At 34.3% G+C, this 15,692-nt stretch carries 15 protein-coding genes; 3 read left to right on the top strand and 12 right to left on the bottom strand.

Going from position 1 to position 15,692, the window contains the following annotated elements:
• Positions 1 to 6: 6 nt before the first annotated feature.
• From E0F89_RS00450 to E0F89_RS00405, 10 genes are all read right to left on the bottom strand, one after another.
• The gene (locus E0F89_RS00450; protein WP_131907904.1) at positions 7 to 486 is read right to left on the bottom strand and encodes a gliding motility lipoprotein GldH; all 480 of its coding nucleotides are present in this window, start codon (positions 484 to 486) and stop codon (positions 7 to 9) included.
• Entirely contained in the window at positions 470 to 1,744 is a 1,275-nt protein-coding gene (locus E0F89_RS00445; RefSeq protein WP_131907903.1) for a PSP1 domain-containing protein, read from the bottom strand. The genes E0F89_RS00450 and E0F89_RS00445 overlap by 17 nt, the downstream gene beginning before the upstream one ends.
• Before the next feature lie 187 nt (positions 1,745 to 1,931).
• Positions 1,932 to 3,287, bottom strand: coding sequence for an oxygen-dependent tRNA uridine(34) hydroxylase TrhO (gene trhO, locus E0F89_RS00440; RefSeq protein WP_131907902.1), 1,356 nt, complete (start codon positions 3,285 to 3,287; stop codon positions 1,932 to 1,934).
• A gap of 306 nt (positions 3,288 to 3,593) precedes the next feature.
• The gene (locus E0F89_RS00435; RefSeq protein WP_131907901.1) at positions 3,594 to 5,345 is read right to left on the bottom strand and encodes a DUF2326 domain-containing protein; all 1,752 of its coding nucleotides are present in this window, start codon (positions 5,343 to 5,345) and stop codon (positions 3,594 to 3,596) included.
• Positions 5,335 to 5,586, bottom strand: a complete 252-nt coding sequence (locus E0F89_RS00430) for an ABC-three component system middle component 8 (RefSeq protein WP_131907900.1) — start codon at positions 5,584 to 5,586, stop codon at positions 5,335 to 5,337. Before E0F89_RS00430 ends, E0F89_RS00435 begins: the two co-directional genes overlap by 11 nt.
• 3 nt (positions 5,587 to 5,589) lie before the next feature.
• Positions 5,590 to 6,501, bottom strand: a complete 912-nt coding sequence (locus E0F89_RS00425) for an ABC-three component system protein (RefSeq protein WP_131907899.1) — start codon at positions 6,499 to 6,501, stop codon at positions 5,590 to 5,592.
• Positions 6,502 to 6,743: 242 nt separating this feature from the next.
• The gene (locus E0F89_RS00420) at positions 6,744 to 7,154 is read right to left on the bottom strand and encodes a BrxA/BrxB family bacilliredoxin (RefSeq protein ID WP_131907898.1); all 411 of its coding nucleotides are present in this window, start codon (positions 7,152 to 7,154) and stop codon (positions 6,744 to 6,746) included.
• Between the two features lie 101 nt (positions 7,155 to 7,255).
• Positions 7,256 to 8,407, bottom strand: coding sequence for a lycopene cyclase family protein (locus tag E0F89_RS00415; RefSeq protein ID WP_131907897.1), 1,152 nt, complete (start codon positions 8,405 to 8,407; stop codon positions 7,256 to 7,258).
• 36 nt (positions 8,408 to 8,443) lie between these two features.
• Positions 8,444 to 8,911 (bottom strand): thioredoxin family protein, encoded by a 468-nt coding sequence (locus E0F89_RS00410; protein ID WP_131907896.1) that lies wholly within the window; start codon positions 8,909 to 8,911, stop codon positions 8,444 to 8,446.
• Positions 8,911 to 11,187: a TonB-dependent receptor gene (locus tag E0F89_RS00405; protein WP_317126072.1), complete on the bottom strand. Its 2,277-nt coding sequence runs from the start codon at positions 11,185 to 11,187 to the stop codon at positions 8,911 to 8,913. The genes E0F89_RS00410 and E0F89_RS00405 overlap by 1 nt, the downstream gene beginning before the upstream one ends.
• A 135-nt stretch (positions 11,188 to 11,322) precedes the next feature.
• Here E0F89_RS00405 and E0F89_RS00400 point away from each other — a divergent pair, with 135 nt between their 5' ends.
• Genes E0F89_RS00400 through E0F89_RS00390 form a run of 3 tightly spaced genes read left to right on the top strand, consistent with a single transcriptional unit; the run spans position 11,323 to position 13,255 of the window.
• Positions 11,323 to 11,970: a metal-dependent transcriptional regulator gene (locus E0F89_RS00400; RefSeq protein WP_131907895.1), complete on the top strand. Its 648-nt coding sequence runs from the start codon at positions 11,323 to 11,325 to the stop codon at positions 11,968 to 11,970.
• A 2-nt stretch (positions 11,971 to 11,972) separates the two neighbouring features.
• Positions 11,973 to 12,791, top strand: a complete 819-nt coding sequence (locus E0F89_RS00395) for a ZIP family metal transporter (RefSeq protein WP_131907894.1) — start codon at positions 11,973 to 11,975, stop codon at positions 12,789 to 12,791.
• Positions 12,792 to 12,838: 47 nt separating this feature from the next.
• Positions 12,839 to 13,255 (top strand): hypothetical protein, encoded by a 417-nt coding sequence (locus E0F89_RS00390; RefSeq protein ID WP_131907893.1) that lies wholly within the window; start codon positions 12,839 to 12,841, stop codon positions 13,253 to 13,255.
• A 2-nt stretch (positions 13,256 to 13,257) separates the two neighbouring features.
• Here E0F89_RS00390 and E0F89_RS00385 read toward each other — a convergent pair whose 3' ends face one another.
• The gene (locus E0F89_RS00385; protein WP_131907892.1) at positions 13,258 to 13,386 is read right to left on the bottom strand and encodes a FeoB-associated Cys-rich membrane protein; all 129 of its coding nucleotides are present in this window, start codon (positions 13,384 to 13,386) and stop codon (positions 13,258 to 13,260) included.
• Between the two features lie 65 nt (positions 13,387 to 13,451).
• The gene (locus E0F89_RS00380) at positions 13,452 to 15,680 is read right to left on the bottom strand and encodes a TonB-dependent receptor family protein (RefSeq protein ID WP_131907891.1); all 2,229 of its coding nucleotides are present in this window, start codon (positions 15,678 to 15,680) and stop codon (positions 13,452 to 13,454) included.
• Positions 15,681 to 15,692: the final 12 nt, after the last annotated feature.

Below are 15,692 nucleotides of genomic sequence, written 5' to 3'. Positions count from 1 at the left end.
ACTATTTTATTCTTTTTTTTCTATTCTAAAACCTACTTCTGTAATCCCGTCTAAAACTGTTACACCTGGAACTTTACCATTTTCTCTAACAGCCTGTTTAATATAAACTTTATATTTTCCTCTAAATTTGACATTTTCTTTATAATAGAGTTTGCTTTCTTTCAAATCTGAAAACCCGTTGCCAAGCATCGTTCCGTCAGGACTTGTCATTTCATATTCAAGCGTGTCTACTTTTGTGAAGCCGTTGGGCAATTCCATAGCTACAATTAAAAAAAGATTATTGTATTTATAAGCGTTGTTAGCCCTCAAATTTACAAATAAGTCATATCGTTTTGTAGAGTCTAATTGCGGCAAATTGAATGTTACAATGCTGTCTTTATGCCAAGCACGACCCACCGATTTATATTCATCAAAAACTCTTTTTTTATCACATGAAGAAAAGAGAATCACAACCAAAAGAAGTAAAGCGCTATTTTTTATCCACATTTTTAGTAATAATTATTGGTTTTCTTGGCTCTGCAGGTTTTTTTTCTGCGGGACCTTGACGGTTATTGTTTGCAGGTTTATTGTTGTTAGTGGGCTTGTTATTATTTGCCACAATTGCATTTTCACCAGCCGGTTTGCGTTTTTTATTCGGTTTTTTCTTTGCTTTGGGTTGGTCAAAACGAGTTAGACTTTCCTGCCCCATTGCATTATTAAAGTTTTTCTCTGGCTCAACAATTAGCTCGATCGCATAATCTTCCAGTGAAGAAACTTTGTTTTTTAATTTGTTTTCAGCAACAATTTCTTTGACCTGATCAATTTTTAGAACATGCCAGTTGGCGAAATTATTAGTGTAAGCAAACCACATCAAACCTTTGAAAATATCTTGTTTCTGGCAAATGGCATCTCCTTTTTCGGTTACCAATTTTGTTTCGAAATCCGGAAAATCTTTCAACGCATCCATGTAGGTATCCAACTCATAGTTCAAGCAGCATTTTAATTTTCCGCATTGTCCTGCCAGTTTTTGTGGATTCAAAGACAGTTGTTGGTAACGTGCCGCAGAAGTATTTACACTTCTAAAATCCGTCAACCAAGTAGAACAACACAATTCTCTTCCACAAGAACCTATTCCGCCTAAACGAGCTGCTTCCTGACGGAAACCTACTTGCTTCATCTCGATACGAGTGCTGAATTCTTTAGCGAAATCCTTAATTAAAGCTCTAAAGTCAATACGGTCATTTGCAGTGTAATAAAACGTAGCTTTTGATCCGTCACCTTGAAATTCAATATCTGAAATTTTCATTTCCAGTTTTTGAGCAATCGCCAGTTCACGTGCGCGAACCTTCATCGGCTCTTCACGATCTCTTGCGGTGGACCAAATATCAATATCTTTTTGGGATGCTTTTCTATATATTTTTGGAATTTCATTACCCAAGTAATTGGCTCCTTTTTTCTTCATTTGAATTTTAACTAATTCTCCTGTCAAAGTAACAATTCCTATATCATGACCCGGAGAAGCAACGGTAGCAACAATGTCGCCCATGCTTAAAGTTAGTTTTTCGGTATTGCGGTAAAATTCTTTTCTTCCGTTTTTGAAACGTACTTCAACACAGTCAAAAGGGGCGTCACCATTGGGTAAACTCATATTAGAAAGCCAATCGAAAACCGTTAATTTGTTGCAGCTATCGGTGCCGCAAGTCCCATTATTTTTACAACCCTTAGGTGCGCCACCATCAGAAGTTGAACAACTTGTACATGCCATAATCTTATATGTAGTGTTGCGACGAGCACAACTTAAGTTCTTAAAACGTTTAATGTGTAAAGATAGTATTTTTTAATTTTACGGCACAACGCCTATTTGTGCCAATACATCATAAATTTTTAATAAAAAAACCCATTACAAATCAGCTTGTAATGGGTTAATTTCGTAGGATTTTATCCTAAATTATTTATTCTATGATTTTATATAATTTATCAGATAATCTAATTCGGAATGGTAGTTTAAACGTGCAAGTGTCTCCAGAAACTGCTTTTTCTTGTGTCAAATCGTTAACAAGCATTTCTTCGATTACTAGTTTTTGTTCTCCGGTTGTGGAACCTTTGATTAAAATCGTATCGCCAATTTTAATTTCATTTTCTTCAATTAAAAACTGACCGATACTTGGTTTTGGAAAAAAATGAGTTCCTTTTCCGATATAGACTTTCTTGACTTTTGGTTCTTTTTTGACTGCTGTTTTTGGTTTCTCTGCAACAAAAACACCATGCGTTTCTTCGTTGTTTTTGAAAGTCAAAACATCTGATTTTCCTTTTTTGAAAATCTTATTTCCATTTTTAATTCCTCTTCGAATTGCTTTTTGCTCTTCTTCCGGCAAATGAATCACACTCACACATTCAGTAGAACAGCAACCTTCCATTTTTTCCTTGCAAGAATCACATTGGATAAAAAGCAAATGACAGCCTTCGTTCACGCAATTCGTATGCACGTCACAGGGTTCGCCACATTGATGGCATTGCGAAACAATATCGTCTGTGATTCTTTCGCCCAAGCGGTGATCAAACACGAAGTTTTTTCCAATGAATTTACTTTCTAATCCTTCGGCTTTTACCTGACGGGTGTATTCTATAATCCCGCCTTCCAGTTGGTATACGTTTTCAAAACCTTTGTGTTTGAAATAAGCACTGGCTTTCTCGCAACGGATTCCTCCGGTGCAATACATTAATAGTTTTTTGTCTTGCTTATGTTCAGCAAGTTGTTCTTCTATGATTGGTAAACTTTCACGGAATGTGTCAACATCTGGTTTTATAGCTTTGGTAAAATGTCCAATTTCACTTTCGTAATGATTTCTCATATCGACCACAATCGTGTTTGGGTCTTCCAGAATTTCATTGAATTCCGCCGCTTTTAAGTGAATTCCAATATTGGTCACATCAAAAGAAGCATCTTCTAAACCATCAGCCACAATTTTGTCACGGACTTTTACGGTCAGTTTCAGGAATGAGTGATCGTCTTGTTCTACGGCGATATTCAATCGGATTCCTTTCATGAAATCATAGACCTCGATGGAATCTTTGAACGCATAGAAATTATCGGCAGGCAATGATAATTGGGCGTTGATTCCCTCACTGGCTACATAAATTCTGCCCAGAACTTCAAGAGAGTTCCACGCCAGAAATAATTCGTTACGAAATTGTGTTGGATTTGAGATTTGCGCATAAGCATAGAAAGACAGCGTAAGACGTTGTTTTCCGGCATCATCAATCATGATGGCTCTTTCCTCTGCGCTTAATGTGTTATACAGTTGCATGCTATAAACAGTTTTAAGTTGAGAAATATATTTTTTGCAAAAGTAGGTAAAAAGGTTTAGTGGAGCAAAGTTTTGGAGGAACTAAGGTTCGTAATTATTAAAAATAGACGCTTAATTTTCCTTAATACCTTAATGGTTTATTTTTTTAGGAGCTATTTCCAGCTTTTCGCTATATCTCTTGTTTCCGCTATCGCTATAACTAGAGGATGCCGCTGCAATCTGGGCTAGTCATAGGTGTTAATTATAACTAGCAAAAAATTGCAGTATATAGGTGCGATTGGAGTAGGATGAAAAAGTTTATTTCTTTTAGAAACTATTTAAAAACAATTTCCCATTATTATCTTTATCATTTAATCTTAGGCAAATATCATTTTCTTCAATTAAATTAGGCATATCTTTAGGTAAATCAGAATCAATTAGGGTAATAATATATTGTAAATCGTATTTCTCGCAAAACTCTTTTGCGAGTTTGATATATCTTATTTTTATTCTATCATCAAGACCTTCTAATACGCCATCGTGATACACAAATTTATAAAATGATCTATCTGAAAAATTAACTAACAATGACAAGTCAAATGCAACACAAAGCAATTTTTTATAAGTTGTACCTTGTGATTCAGAAGTTTTTAATAAATCTATTTTATTTTGATAATCAGCGTTAAACTCAACATTTCCTTGATTGTTTAATTTCAAAGAAATCAAAGCATTAGTATCTATTATTTCCTTTATTATTGAATTAAATATCTTATTAATACTTGAATGCTTTCTTTGAGATAAAGCTTCTTTTAATGTTAAAATATAATTTGTTATTGATTCTTTCTTTTCTATAATATCATTTTCTATGATTAAAGAACTATCAATTGCTTTAATTTTATCTTTGATTCTTTCGACCTCAACTTCTAATCCAATTACTTTTTTTTGATATTCTTTAAACTTGTAATAACTATCTTTTTGAGTTAACAGTGATAATAAATCTCCTTTTTGATATTCAATTTCTTTAATGTTTAAGTTTAAATCTGTGTATTCTGTTTTTAATTCAGTGAGAGTTTCCAAAAGATATTTTTTACGCTCAATGGTTAATGATTTTTGAAAATTGATTAAATCATTATACTCTTTTTTTAATTGTTGCGGATAATACAAATTTACTTCTTCAAATAAACTATTAATTGCTTTGTCATCAACATCATCATTTATATCAGATAATGATAATTCTATTTTATTGATTTCGTAAGAAATCCTATATCTTTCAGTATTAAATGCTTGAAGTCTTACGTCTATTTCTTCAACAAGTTGCTTGTTTGTTTGAATATCTTCTTTAAAAAAATTAAACTTATCTATTTGGTTTTTAATTTCAGAAAGTTCATTTTTTTTAATGTCGTAAAGTCCTTCAAGTCTATCTTTTTCAGAAGTATCAATTTGTGCTTCTAATTTTAAAGTTTGTAATTTTTCCTTTAGGTTTTTAATCTCTATTTCGACTTCAAATTTATTTAAAATAAGATTACCATTAAATCCAAGTAAATCAAAAACAAAAGGCTTCCAATCTTTATCTTTTCCTTTAAATTTATTTAACTTAAAAACGTCTAAATAATCTTGTTGACTTCTTAAAAAGTAAGTTATTGATTTTCTATAATCCCAATTAGGTAAGATGTTAAAGTCTAAGTGATCATTTAATCTTGCCTTTGCTTTTTTTAATGGTAGCTCTTCATCCCAATCAATATCTAGTTTAAAATTATCTAGTTTTGAATCGTTTAGTTTAAAAGATATCTTAGTGGGTGTATTGATGGAACGTTTTATTATCAAATATTTGCCGTTATTTAATTTTAATTCTCCATAAAACTCTTGTCCAATGAAAATATTATTTCCAAGTAATTTATCTGTATTTTTGTCAAAACTTGATAAAAGTAAAAAATCAATGACTCTTATTAAAGAAGTCTTTCCTAAATTATGGGTATCTTCTTTTTTGTCACTTTCTATGAATGCAACAACTGCATTGAATTTTTCATTAAACTCAATGTTTTTAAAATTTTTATTAGAATAAATTTTACTAATCTTCATCGTTGTTGCTTAATAGTTTTATAGCATCAATATTTTTTAAATATTCTATTTTGCCAATTGAAAATAAAAAAGTTAAAGCGAAATCAACATTGTTTTTTGATTTAACTCCAATTTCGTGAATTAACATTTCTTTTAAATCGTCATATTTAATTATAGTTTCTTTTGTTAGAAACGATAATATCTTTCCCGCAATATATATTACAGAAAATTTGACGTTTGTATGTTTTGTTGGTTTTAGCATAGATTATTCATTAATACCAATATCACAATTATAATACATATAATGAAGAAAAAGGCGAACTAAACTGCGGTTGCTTTTTAATTCTGTGTTGTTTTCAATTATAAACTTATATAAATAGTTGAAAATCAAATCAAATTTATCAAATTCACCTCTGTGTACAATGATTTCTTCATTTATATCATCAATTGTATTTTCATATTTATTCAAATATTCCCAATTAATAGGATCCATTAAAAAATTCCTGATTTGATCTAAATAAATGAGATTTTTTTTAATGACATTGTTGAAATACTCTTTACTTAAATTATTTATTTCATTTTTCTTTTCAATATCTCTTTTTGGAATTTTTGGTAAATCCCCTTTCTTCTTATCTATTTTACTGAAAGAATTAATTATCTCTTTTAAATCATTTTCATCAAAACTAAGAGGTAGTAAAAGTTTATTTAGATTTAAAGCTTTTGCGATAGATGGGTATTGTTTTAGCCAAAGTTCAATTGTTTCTAATCCAATTAATCTATTCTCTATTCCAGTATTTTCTTCAAAAACATCTTCAATTTTCGCATCTTGAATACCAGAAAGCTTTCTGTTTGTAAACAGTAAATAATATTCAATCTTTTTATCAGTTTTTAGTTTGTTTATTGCTGGTAATACACTGTTTTTTAAAATTGTTTGGAAAGGACTGTCAGAACAACTGGCATTTATTTTATCCGTATGTTTAGCTTGTATAACAATTTTTCCATCCCATGGTTTAGATTTGCTTGGAAAAGTATTTGCTTTCCCATAAAATTTAGCATCTCTTCCTCCATCTTTTCCATCAGTAAAAATCACAGTACCTATTCCTAAAATCTCACTACATATTAATGCTACATGGTTTTCAAATTCAGTATCTGTTAATTGTTCTAAAGGATATTTCATATTGATTGCGAAGTTATTAAAATTTATCTTTTGTTACATTTTTTTAATTTGCTATATCTATTTAATTAAATCAAATATATAAATCTTTTTCTACCTAAATTTTTTTTAGCCCAGATAGCAGTGGAAATCCTTTTTTATCCGCTTTTTTAGCGGGAAAAAAGATTGAAACGAATAGCTGGAAATAGCTCCAAATAAAAAAACCACGCCGAGACGTGGTTTTAAATTTTATTCATTGTCAGGTATTAGCAATATTCGTTGAAAGCGTCTTTCAAGTTTTCAGCAATTAGTTCCGCTGGGCGACCTTCAATGTGGTGACGCTCTAGCATGTGTACTAATTCTCCGTTTTTGAACAAAGCCATACTTGGCGATGATGGAGGAAAAGGGAACATGTGTTGTCTTGCTGCATCAACTGCATCTTTGTCAACTCCTGCGAAAACAGTGATTAAATGGTCTGGTTTTTTAGCGCCATCTAAACTCATTTTTGCTCCTGGACGTGCGTTTCTAGCAGCACAACCACAAACCGAATTTACAACTACAAGCGTTGTTCCTTCTAATTTCATTGCGTTTTCTACTGCTTCAGCACTATGTAAATCTTGAAAACCTGCAGTTGTTAATTCCGCTTGCATTGGTTTTACCATTTCTTCTGGATACATATCTTTTTATTTTAAATCAATATTAATTTTGAGTTGCAAAGTTACAAAGTTTACAATCAAGAACAGGAGTTGAATTATAAAGTTTTGTTATAGTTTGATTGTTATTTTATTGCCTTGAAAGCCACATGAAAAATAGCTTTTATAAATAGCATTTTTGGACATTTTAAAATCACTTGAATATCTTCGTATAAAGTAGTTTCCTCGTCCAGAAATTTAAAAATCAAGGTTGGATTTCCTTTTTTAAACATTGAAGAAAAGATGTGGGAGCCCAACTCGTTTTTTCGGTCTAAAATGTCTAACAAAAGCAAATCGTAAAACCAGAATTTGGTCTTTCTATGAAATTTTGTGAAGTCGGTTTCCCTTTGCAGAAAGGTAACCAATTCACTTGATTTTTTATCAGAATTTTTGAAAGTGTAACCCGTGCTCGCTTTCGTCCAACCGCCGGAAGTTCCTATATTGAGTACGTTTTTAGTATTTGCTTTCCAAAAAGGGTAACACGTCATCGGGATGCTGCCTTGCTCTTTTTCGACAATTTCATAATTCGTTATCCCAAGTTTTTTGATGTATTGCTGGATTTCGTTTTCGTATTCTTCCTTTTTTAAATGCTGGTGCGAAAACAAGGTGTATTCCAGTAAAGCTTCAGTTTTTGATGTGGGTAACACGTACATAAAGCGCGTATTTCCTTTTTGTTCCACTGAAAAATCCATGAAAGTTGCTTGCTCTGAATTGAAAACGGGCTGTTCGCTTTTGATAAACCAACCAATAAAATGCTGTTGTAAAACTGGATATTTTGTCTGACTTTCTGCTTTGTGTTTGTTGTAAATACTGTTGAATAATTTCGAGCACGAAAAAGATTCACTTTCGGTTTGTACCAGAATTATTGTTTCAGATTCTTCGATTTCCAAGACTTTCTGGTTCACGAATGTGATATTTTCTTGTTTCGAAAGCAAATCAAATACCTGGTTGTAAAAATCTAGTCCTTTGACCATATTATAGTGATACGGTTGCAAGTCTAAATCTCTGCGAAAGTTTTCATTGGCAAACAACGCCGAATCCCATTTCTTGTAAATAGATTGTTCCCAAACCGAATCAGTGGTTTTCCAAAAACACCACGTTCTGTCGTTGGTTTTTTTAGTGTTTTCATCCAATAACAAAATACTTTTATTCTTAAATTTTCCAGATTGCACCATTTTATACACGGTCATCAAAGCCGATAATCCAGCGCCGGTAAAAATATAATCGTAGTGTTTCATTTGGAAATTTGACATTTGCCCCAAAAATAGACAATTTTATTCTTTTAGTTTGGCTAAAATCAGCTTTAATTCTTTTGGTTTTAAGTAGCCGTTGTGCTGAAAAACAATCTCGTTTTCACTATTCAAAACACATAAAACAGGAAAATTCAGTTGCTTATTTATTGTTCCTAATGCGATGGCCAGTTCATGTATTCCGGAGTTATTTCCCGTAGGTTTGAATTTAAAAGTGGTTTTGTTGAAGATTACCATTCGTTTTTCTTCGGCATTGAAATCAACAAAATAAAAAGTTTTGTTGAGCTCCTTGATGATTTCCTCGTTTTTGAAAGTGGTGTTTTTCATCGCATGACAAAATTGGCACCAATCGGTTTGAATGAAAACAATCGTTTTTCTCTTTTCGATTGTTTGTAAACTGTCTATTTCTTCGAATGAAACCGAATGCAGCTGTGCAAATCCAGCAGGAATTGCGCAGCATAAAAGTAACAGTAAATAAAGATTTTTTTTCATTATCTTAAGGTATAACGAAGTCCGAAAAAGCTTCTGATTCCTTGGTTCGGTCCATAAACATAAGTCGTATCAAACGTCAGTCCATAAGGATTTTGAGGCGTTGCCAGCACTTGACCGTTCGTGTCATAAGTCACATTTTTATCAAAAGGATCATTGGCTCTTGCAATCAAAAATGGATTGTTTTGTTTGGGTAAAAAGTTCAATAGGTTTTTAATTCCAGCATAGAATTCAAAGTTCTTTAAACCAGAATACGTGAATTGAATGTTTTGTAAACTGTACCAAGGGGATTCCGGAGTGCGAGGATCTAAAGCACTTAAAAGAGGCAGTCGCATGGGGCTATACATATTTCCGGTATAATCTACATTCAGATCTATAGCTTGGAATTTATACGAAACACTCCAGGTTGCCGTAAATTTTTCGGTTAGAAAAGGTGTTTCTTTTTGGCCATTTTCAACGTTTTTATTGTCAAGCAAAGAAGCGCCAGTGATAATCTTTAATCCATTCGGAAAATTGAAATCGACATTCGTACTGATTCCTTGGCTTATCGCGTAGCCATTGATGTTGTCATAAATAATTTGGTTGGGATTGGTATCATAATCCGAAACAATTTTATTACTGAATCGCGTATGAAAAAACGAAGTTTCAATTCCAATAAAGGTTCCGTTGTCGAAATTTATCTTCTTGATATAATTTAAATTGGCATTTATGGATTGTTCCGGTTTCAAATTATTTGCGATGATAATTTCACGAGCGCCTGTCAGAGCAGCGTGATCTTCTGTAAATAAATTCACGACTCTAAAACCCGTTCCTGCATTCAAACGAATGATATTATTGTCGTTCAATTTCCATTTGTAGGCGATTCTTGGTGTCAAGATGCTTCCGTGAAACGAGTTGTAATCGTAACGCATTCCCAGCAATAGCTTATGTTTTTCAGTAAACGTAATTTCGTCTTGAACAAAAATTCCCGGCAGCCACGTTTTTTCCGGGTTATTGTTTTCCAATTGTGAAGTTGCCGGTGTATTGTCATCGTAGTAATTATATCGCGTGGCGATTCCGGTGAGCAAATCATGACTTCCTATTTTCTTGTCCCAAGTCAATTGTAGAAATCCAATTTTTTGATTCGCAATGTAACTCGTTGTACCGTAACGGCTGTCTTGAAAATGAACGTTTCCTGAAAAAGACAGCATCAGTTTTTCCTGAAAAGGCAATTGGTAACTTCCAATTAATTCTGCTCGTTTGGTATAAATGCTTTCGCCATAGATTTCGTTTCCGCCGCGGTGTTTTTTCTCCCAGCGCACATCGCCACCAAAACGATCCTCATAAACTCCCCGCGCGGCAATGGTAAACAATCGATTTTCTTTTCTGTCGAACGTCCATTTTTGAAAAAGGGAAATTCGATCCGAAAGAGTGACATCGGTAAAATTATCGCCGTCGTTGTCTATTTTTTGATTGTATCTGAAATAATTTAAACCTATAAGTGCCGTTGCTTTCTTGCCAACATTGAGTTTTACTCCTAAATCAACATTGGTTTCCAACCAAGAAGTGGAAAATACATCAGCGGAGAATAAAGGAGCGTTTGTTGGATTTTTAGTAATGATATTGATCAAACCGCCAACGGCTTCACTGCCGTATAAAGAGGAAGCGGGACCTTTTACGATTTCAATTCGTTCTACCAGCGAATTTGGAATTCCTGATAATCCATACACCGTGGATAAACTGCTCACGATAGGCATTCCGTCGATTAAAACTAAAGTATACGGACCTTCCAACCCATTAATGTGGATATCGCCTGTATTGCAAACACCACAATTTAGTTGCGGTCGTACGCCATTTACATTTTGTAAGGCTTCATAAATGCTTGCTGTTGGGTTTTTCTTGAAAAATACTGGAGAATAAACTTCGACTGGAACAGCACTTTCTAATCTTTTTACTGCTTTTAAAGTTCCCGAAACCACGACTTCGTTGAGTTGATTTTCAGTACTTGCAAGTTCAAAATCCAGAATATTATTTTCATTACTTAGGACCGTTATATTCTTTTTTAAAGTTTGAAAACCTTCTGCAACAATTTGTAATTTGTAACTTCCTTCAGCAATTGTATCGATGCTGTACTTTCCTAAACTATCGGTTTGGGTAGCGTATTTTGTTCCAATTAAAAAAACACGAGCTTCCGAAACTCTTTTTTTTCCTGATGAAACAAACCCCGAAAGACTTGTTTTTTCTTGGCCGTAGCCAAACTGAAACATCAGAAAAATAAATAACACATATAATTTTTTCACTTTACGTAAATTAAATTTAGGCAAATCTAAAAATTATATTTTGCAAAACAAATTTTTTAATTACATTTGTATCAATAACTTAATTGATGTTAGAAATCTGAAATCAAAAAACGTTAATCTTCAATCTTAAATTAAATGACCTTTTCAGAAGAAAATTATCTCAAGACCATTTACCACCTTACTTGGGTTTCGGATGCTGATATCAGCACCAATGCCATTGCTGAAAAAATGGAAACCAAAGCATCTTCCGTTACTGATATGCTTAAGAAACTCTCCGAAAAAGACTTGGTGAACTACATAAAATACCAAGGCGTTTCCCTTACCGATAAAGGAAAACTAGCAGCGAAGATGATTGTTAGAAAACACCGTCTTTGGGAATGTTTTCTCGTGGAGAAATTGGAGTTTTCCTGGGATGAGGTACACGATATTGCGGAACAATTGGAACACATAAAATCTGAAAAACTTATTAATAAGTTAGATGATTTTCTGGGGAATCCTACTGAAGATCCGCACGGAGATCCCATTCCGGATGCGAATGGAAGAATTATAAAAGTAGAAAAACAATTGCTTTCGGAATTTGAAAAAAACCAAATAGGAATTTGTGTGGGTGTCAAGGATACTTCTTCTGATTTTTTAAAATATTTAGACAAACAGGAAATCGCTTTGGGTTCCCAAATTGAAATTATAGAGAAGGAAAGTTTTGATTCCTCTTTCCGAATTCGGGTTGGGACCAAAGAATTAACGGTTTCAAATAAAATAGCCAGTAATATTTATATCAAATAATTATGTTTCAATCTATAGTAGATTATTTCACGAGCATCGACCCAATATTAGCCGCATTGTATGCGAGTTTGTTCACTTGGTTTCTAACCGCGTTAGGAGCTTCTTTCGTTTTTATGTTTAAAACCATGAATCGGACGGTGCTTGACGGAATGCTCGGGTTCACCGGAGGTGTGATGGTTGCGGCCAGTTTTTGGAGTTTATTGGCTCCAGCCATAGAAATGACGGGCGGAGAAGGTTTTGAAAAAGTCATTCCTGCAGCTATTGGTTTTTTCCTTGGCGCACTTTTCATTTTTGGTATTGATAAAGTGTTGCCTCATTTGCATATCAATTTTAAAGTTACCGAAGGAATCAAATCGCCTTGGCAACGCACGACTTTGCTGGTTTCGGCAATTACACTGCACAATATTCCGGAAGGATTGGCCGTTGGAGTTCTTTTTGGGGGAGTAGCCGCCGGGATTCCGGAAGCTTCCATCGCGGGCGCCGTTACTTTAGCCATTGGTATTGGAATTCAGAATTTTCCTGAAGGAATAGCTGTTGCCATGCCGCTGCGACGCATGGGAATGAGCAGACGAAAAAGTTTTTTTTACGGCCAATCTTCAGCATTAGTGGAGCCGGTTGCCGCAGTTTTAGGGGCTTTTGCAGTCACGTTTTTCACCCCAATTTTGCCTTATGCTTTGGCTTTTGCCGCAGGCGCCATGATTTTTGTAGTAGTGGAAGAAGTAATTCCGGAAACGCAACAGGATAAAAATACGGATATCGCCACGCTGGGATTCGTCGGAGGATTTATTGTAATGATGGTTTTGGACGTTGCGTTGGGTTAGCAATTTTGTGGTCTTTCAATAATATTTTAACCCTTTAAACATAACGTGTGAAAAAGTCAGTTTTATTCCTTTTTATGATGATTAGCAGTTTAGCTTTGGCGCAAAGCCCAGAATCACAAAAAGTTAAATACACAACTATAAAGCAGAAAGTCTGTCCTAATCAAAGAGGATTTCAACTGGTTTTAAAAGCGATTGTTACTGATTCCCGATGTCCGGAAGGCGTGACCTGTATTTGGGAGGGAGAAGTTACAGCCGTTGTTTCAGTGTATAAAGATTCAAAATTGATTGAAGATACGACTTTGGTGTTTTCGATGGAAAATGAAGAAGACAATAAAAAGTGGTTCTCTAAATATCTGCCTGAAAAACAAAAGAAGATAAAAAGCATTGGTGTGGTGCCGTATCCAAAAGAAGGAAGCAAGATTGATCCGGAAGATTATTACCTGAAAATTGGTTATTTGAGATAGGATTAGTTGCAGCCACAATCGCCGCTGCCACAATCTTTATCCGATTTTTTCTTTTTGAAGAAGAATTTTTTAATCAAAAAAGCCAGTGCTATTCCGAGCGCTACAAAAGCTAAAATTTCTTGAATATCCATATTGTAAAAATAAGAAAAAGCAACCCGAAAAGGTTGCTTTTTTGCGTTAAACTAATGACAAAGTTTTACAACTGCGCCATTATTCCAAAGTTAATTCCAAAAGGTTGTCCTGGTCTTAAACCTGCTGGAACTCTCGAAACTGCGTATTCTTTGTCTAATAAATTTATGATATTTCCCATCAAACTGATGTTGTTAGTTAGGTGGTATTTAGCAGAGAAATCTATAATAAAATTCGAAGCGACTCTATTATTTGCCGGAATCGTTCCAACGCCAGCTTCAGTTCTAAAAGCATCTACGTATTTACCGCTAAGGGCAAAATTGAATTTTTCAGTTTCAAATGCTGTTGTGATTGCCAACTGATTTTTGGCGATGTATGGAATTTCGTCTCCACTTTCTACAGTTCCCCAAATGGTGCTGTTGAAATTATTTTTCAATTCGGTATTTGTTAAAGTATACGAAACGGTAACCGGTATTTTGAATCCTTTTGCTTGGTTGTTGATAACCTCATAGGTTGCCAGAACTTCAATTCCTTTTACGATAGCTTCTCCCGCATTGAATAAGTCACCAGTCCCGGCTCCTCCACCTGACATCGAATCTGAACCTTGAAGATTAGAAAAGTTGTTGTAATAACCTATGATTTCCCCTTGTAAAGCATTTTTATGAAAACGGAAACCCATTTCTGTATTCAAACTGCTTTCTGCATCTTCACCTGCTTTTACTCCAGGAGGAGAGAAACCTTTATGAACGCTTGTAAAAATGTTGTAATCGTCATTTATTTTATATAGAATTCCCATTCCAGGAATCCAAACATTTGTTTTATTATTGGCTGTCGCCAAAGTTGTACCTGCTCTGGCTACATCCTTTGTTCCATAATTCAATGAATTCAATTTGATGTCTTCGTAGCGAATTCCGGGTGTGAAAGTGAATTTATCAATATTCAGATTGTAAAGAATATGAGCAGCAATGGCTTCTGCCTTTACGATAGCATTGGCGTCAGTTCCGGGAGTTCCGTTGCTGGTTCTGTTCATCACTCCGTTTTGAATTGCATATCCGTCAACCCATTGGAAACGATCTTCAAAATCTTCGTGGTAACGGATACCAAAATCAATATCGTGTTTTGCTTTGCCCGTTTCAAAAGTGTAGTTCGCCACCGTTTGAATTCCTTTAGCTTCATAAACACGGTTATTCGCTTTTACCAATAATGCGTTATCGCTTGTGTTATCGGCAGCAGTTACAGCGCGGTATTCTGCATTGTAAATGGTAGGATTTGTCAATATATTATTGATACTAACCTTTGAAGCTCCAAGTTTCAAAGCATCCAATTTATACCAGTTTCTGGCAAAATCATTTTTGTAGGCTTTTGTAGTGATACTGAAGTTTTGAAAAGGTTTTATCAAGTGCGTCAGCATAATTTGTTTATGCTCCGTTTCAATATAATCTTCACTTGAACCAATGTATCGTCGGAACGGATTTTCAGCATAATCGGCATCGGTCAAGCCAAGATACGTTTCGTTTGCCAAATCCTCGCTATACTGAATTTTTGCGGTTAACGATTGGTAAATTTTTGCATCAGCATCTGTATTAATTCTGAATTTTGCTACATAATCATTTCCTTGAAAACCGGTGTTTTTTGAGCTGTTGTCAATTTTTTTGAATCCATCAGAATTTCGGTTGTTGTATTCTAAAACATAACCAAAATTTTTATGCTCGTCTCCGATATTCACGTAGGTTTTTTTGGTGTTAAAACTTCCAATGCTGGCGATTACACGACCTGAAAAACGATTTGGAATTTGAGTCGAAACCATATTCATCGCTCCTCCAGTGGTGTAGGGTCCGTATTGGATTTGGCTTCCGCCTTTCAATATTTCGAAAGACTGCATTCTGTTTACTGTTGGAAAATAATAAGCCGCAGGAGCGGAGTAAGGAGCTGGAGCAATAAGAATTCCATCTTCCATCAAAGTGATTTTTTCACTTCGGTTGGGACTTGTTCCTCGCATTCCGATATTTGGACGTAAACCAAAACCATCTTCTTCCTGAATAGTAACTCCGGGAACTGTTCTCAGAATTCGGGAAACGTCGTCGTAATTGAAGGTTTTTAATTCTTTTGGAGAAATAAAATAAGTAGAACCGGCTTTGTTTTTAGCTTTGAATTTACTGCCGATAATAGCATCGGTAGTAATGATGACTTCATTTAAACTTTCAATACTGTCCTTTTGAGTTTTTGAAAGTTCTTTTTGTTGTGCAAACAATAATGATGTAACAAGGAGTGATCCGGTAATTATAATATTCTTCATTTTTATTTAGAT

Origin of the sequence: Flavobacterium caseinilyticum (genome assembly GCF_004349085.1) — a bacterium.
GTDB classification, from domain to species: Bacteria; Bacteroidota; Bacteroidia; order Flavobacteriales; family Flavobacteriaceae; genus Flavobacterium; species Flavobacterium caseinilyticum.
Note: the sequence above shows the minus strand (reverse complement) of the source record. Positions and strands in the feature narration are given on the sequence as shown.

What these genes read in the sequence shown, in the direction of transcription:
- E0F89_RS00445 (WP_131907903.1), bottom strand. Translation starts at nt 1,744, where the DNA reads ATGGCATGTACAAGTTGTTCAACTTCTGATGGTGGCGCACCTAAGGGT.
- E0F89_RS00395 (WP_131907894.1), top strand. Translation starts at nt 11,973, where the DNA reads ATGTTTCAATCTATAGTAGATTATTTCACGAGCATCGACCCAATATTA.
- E0F89_RS00385 (WP_131907892.1), bottom strand. Translation starts at nt 13,386, where the DNA reads ATGGATATTCAAGAAATTTTAGCTTTTGTAGCGCTCGGAATAGCACTG.
- E0F89_RS00435 (WP_131907901.1), bottom strand. Translation starts at nt 5,345, where the DNA reads ATGAAGATTAGTAAAATTTATTCTAATAAAAATTTTAAAAACATTGAG.
- E0F89_RS00450 (WP_131907904.1), bottom strand. Translation starts at nt 486, where the DNA reads ATGTGGATAAAAAATAGCGCTTTACTTCTTTTGGTTGTGATTCTCTTT.
- E0F89_RS00430 (WP_131907900.1), bottom strand. Translation starts at nt 5,586, where the DNA reads ATGCTAAAACCAACAAAACATACAAACGTCAAATTTTCTGTAATATAT.
- E0F89_RS00415 (WP_131907897.1), bottom strand. Translation starts at nt 8,407, where the DNA reads ATGAAACACTACGATTATATTTTTACCGGCGCTGGATTATCGGCTTTG.
- E0F89_RS00410 (WP_131907896.1), bottom strand. Translation starts at nt 8,911, where the DNA reads ATGAAAAAAAATCTTTATTTACTGTTACTTTTATGCTGCGCAATTCCT.
- E0F89_RS00400 (WP_131907895.1), top strand. Translation starts at nt 11,323, where the DNA reads ATGACCTTTTCAGAAGAAAATTATCTCAAGACCATTTACCACCTTACT.
- E0F89_RS00380 (WP_131907891.1), bottom strand. Translation starts at nt 15,680, where the DNA reads ATGAAGAATATTATAATTACCGGATCACTCCTTGTTACATCATTATTG.
- E0F89_RS00425 (WP_131907899.1), bottom strand. Translation starts at nt 6,501, where the DNA reads ATGAAATATCCTTTAGAACAATTAACAGATACTGAATTTGAAAACCAT.
- E0F89_RS00420 (WP_131907898.1), bottom strand. Translation starts at nt 7,154, where the DNA reads ATGTATCCAGAAGAAATGGTAAAACCAATGCAAGCGGAATTAACAACT.
- trhO (WP_131907902.1), bottom strand. Translation starts at nt 3,287, where the DNA reads ATGCAACTGTATAACACATTAAGCGCAGAGGAAAGAGCCATCATGATT.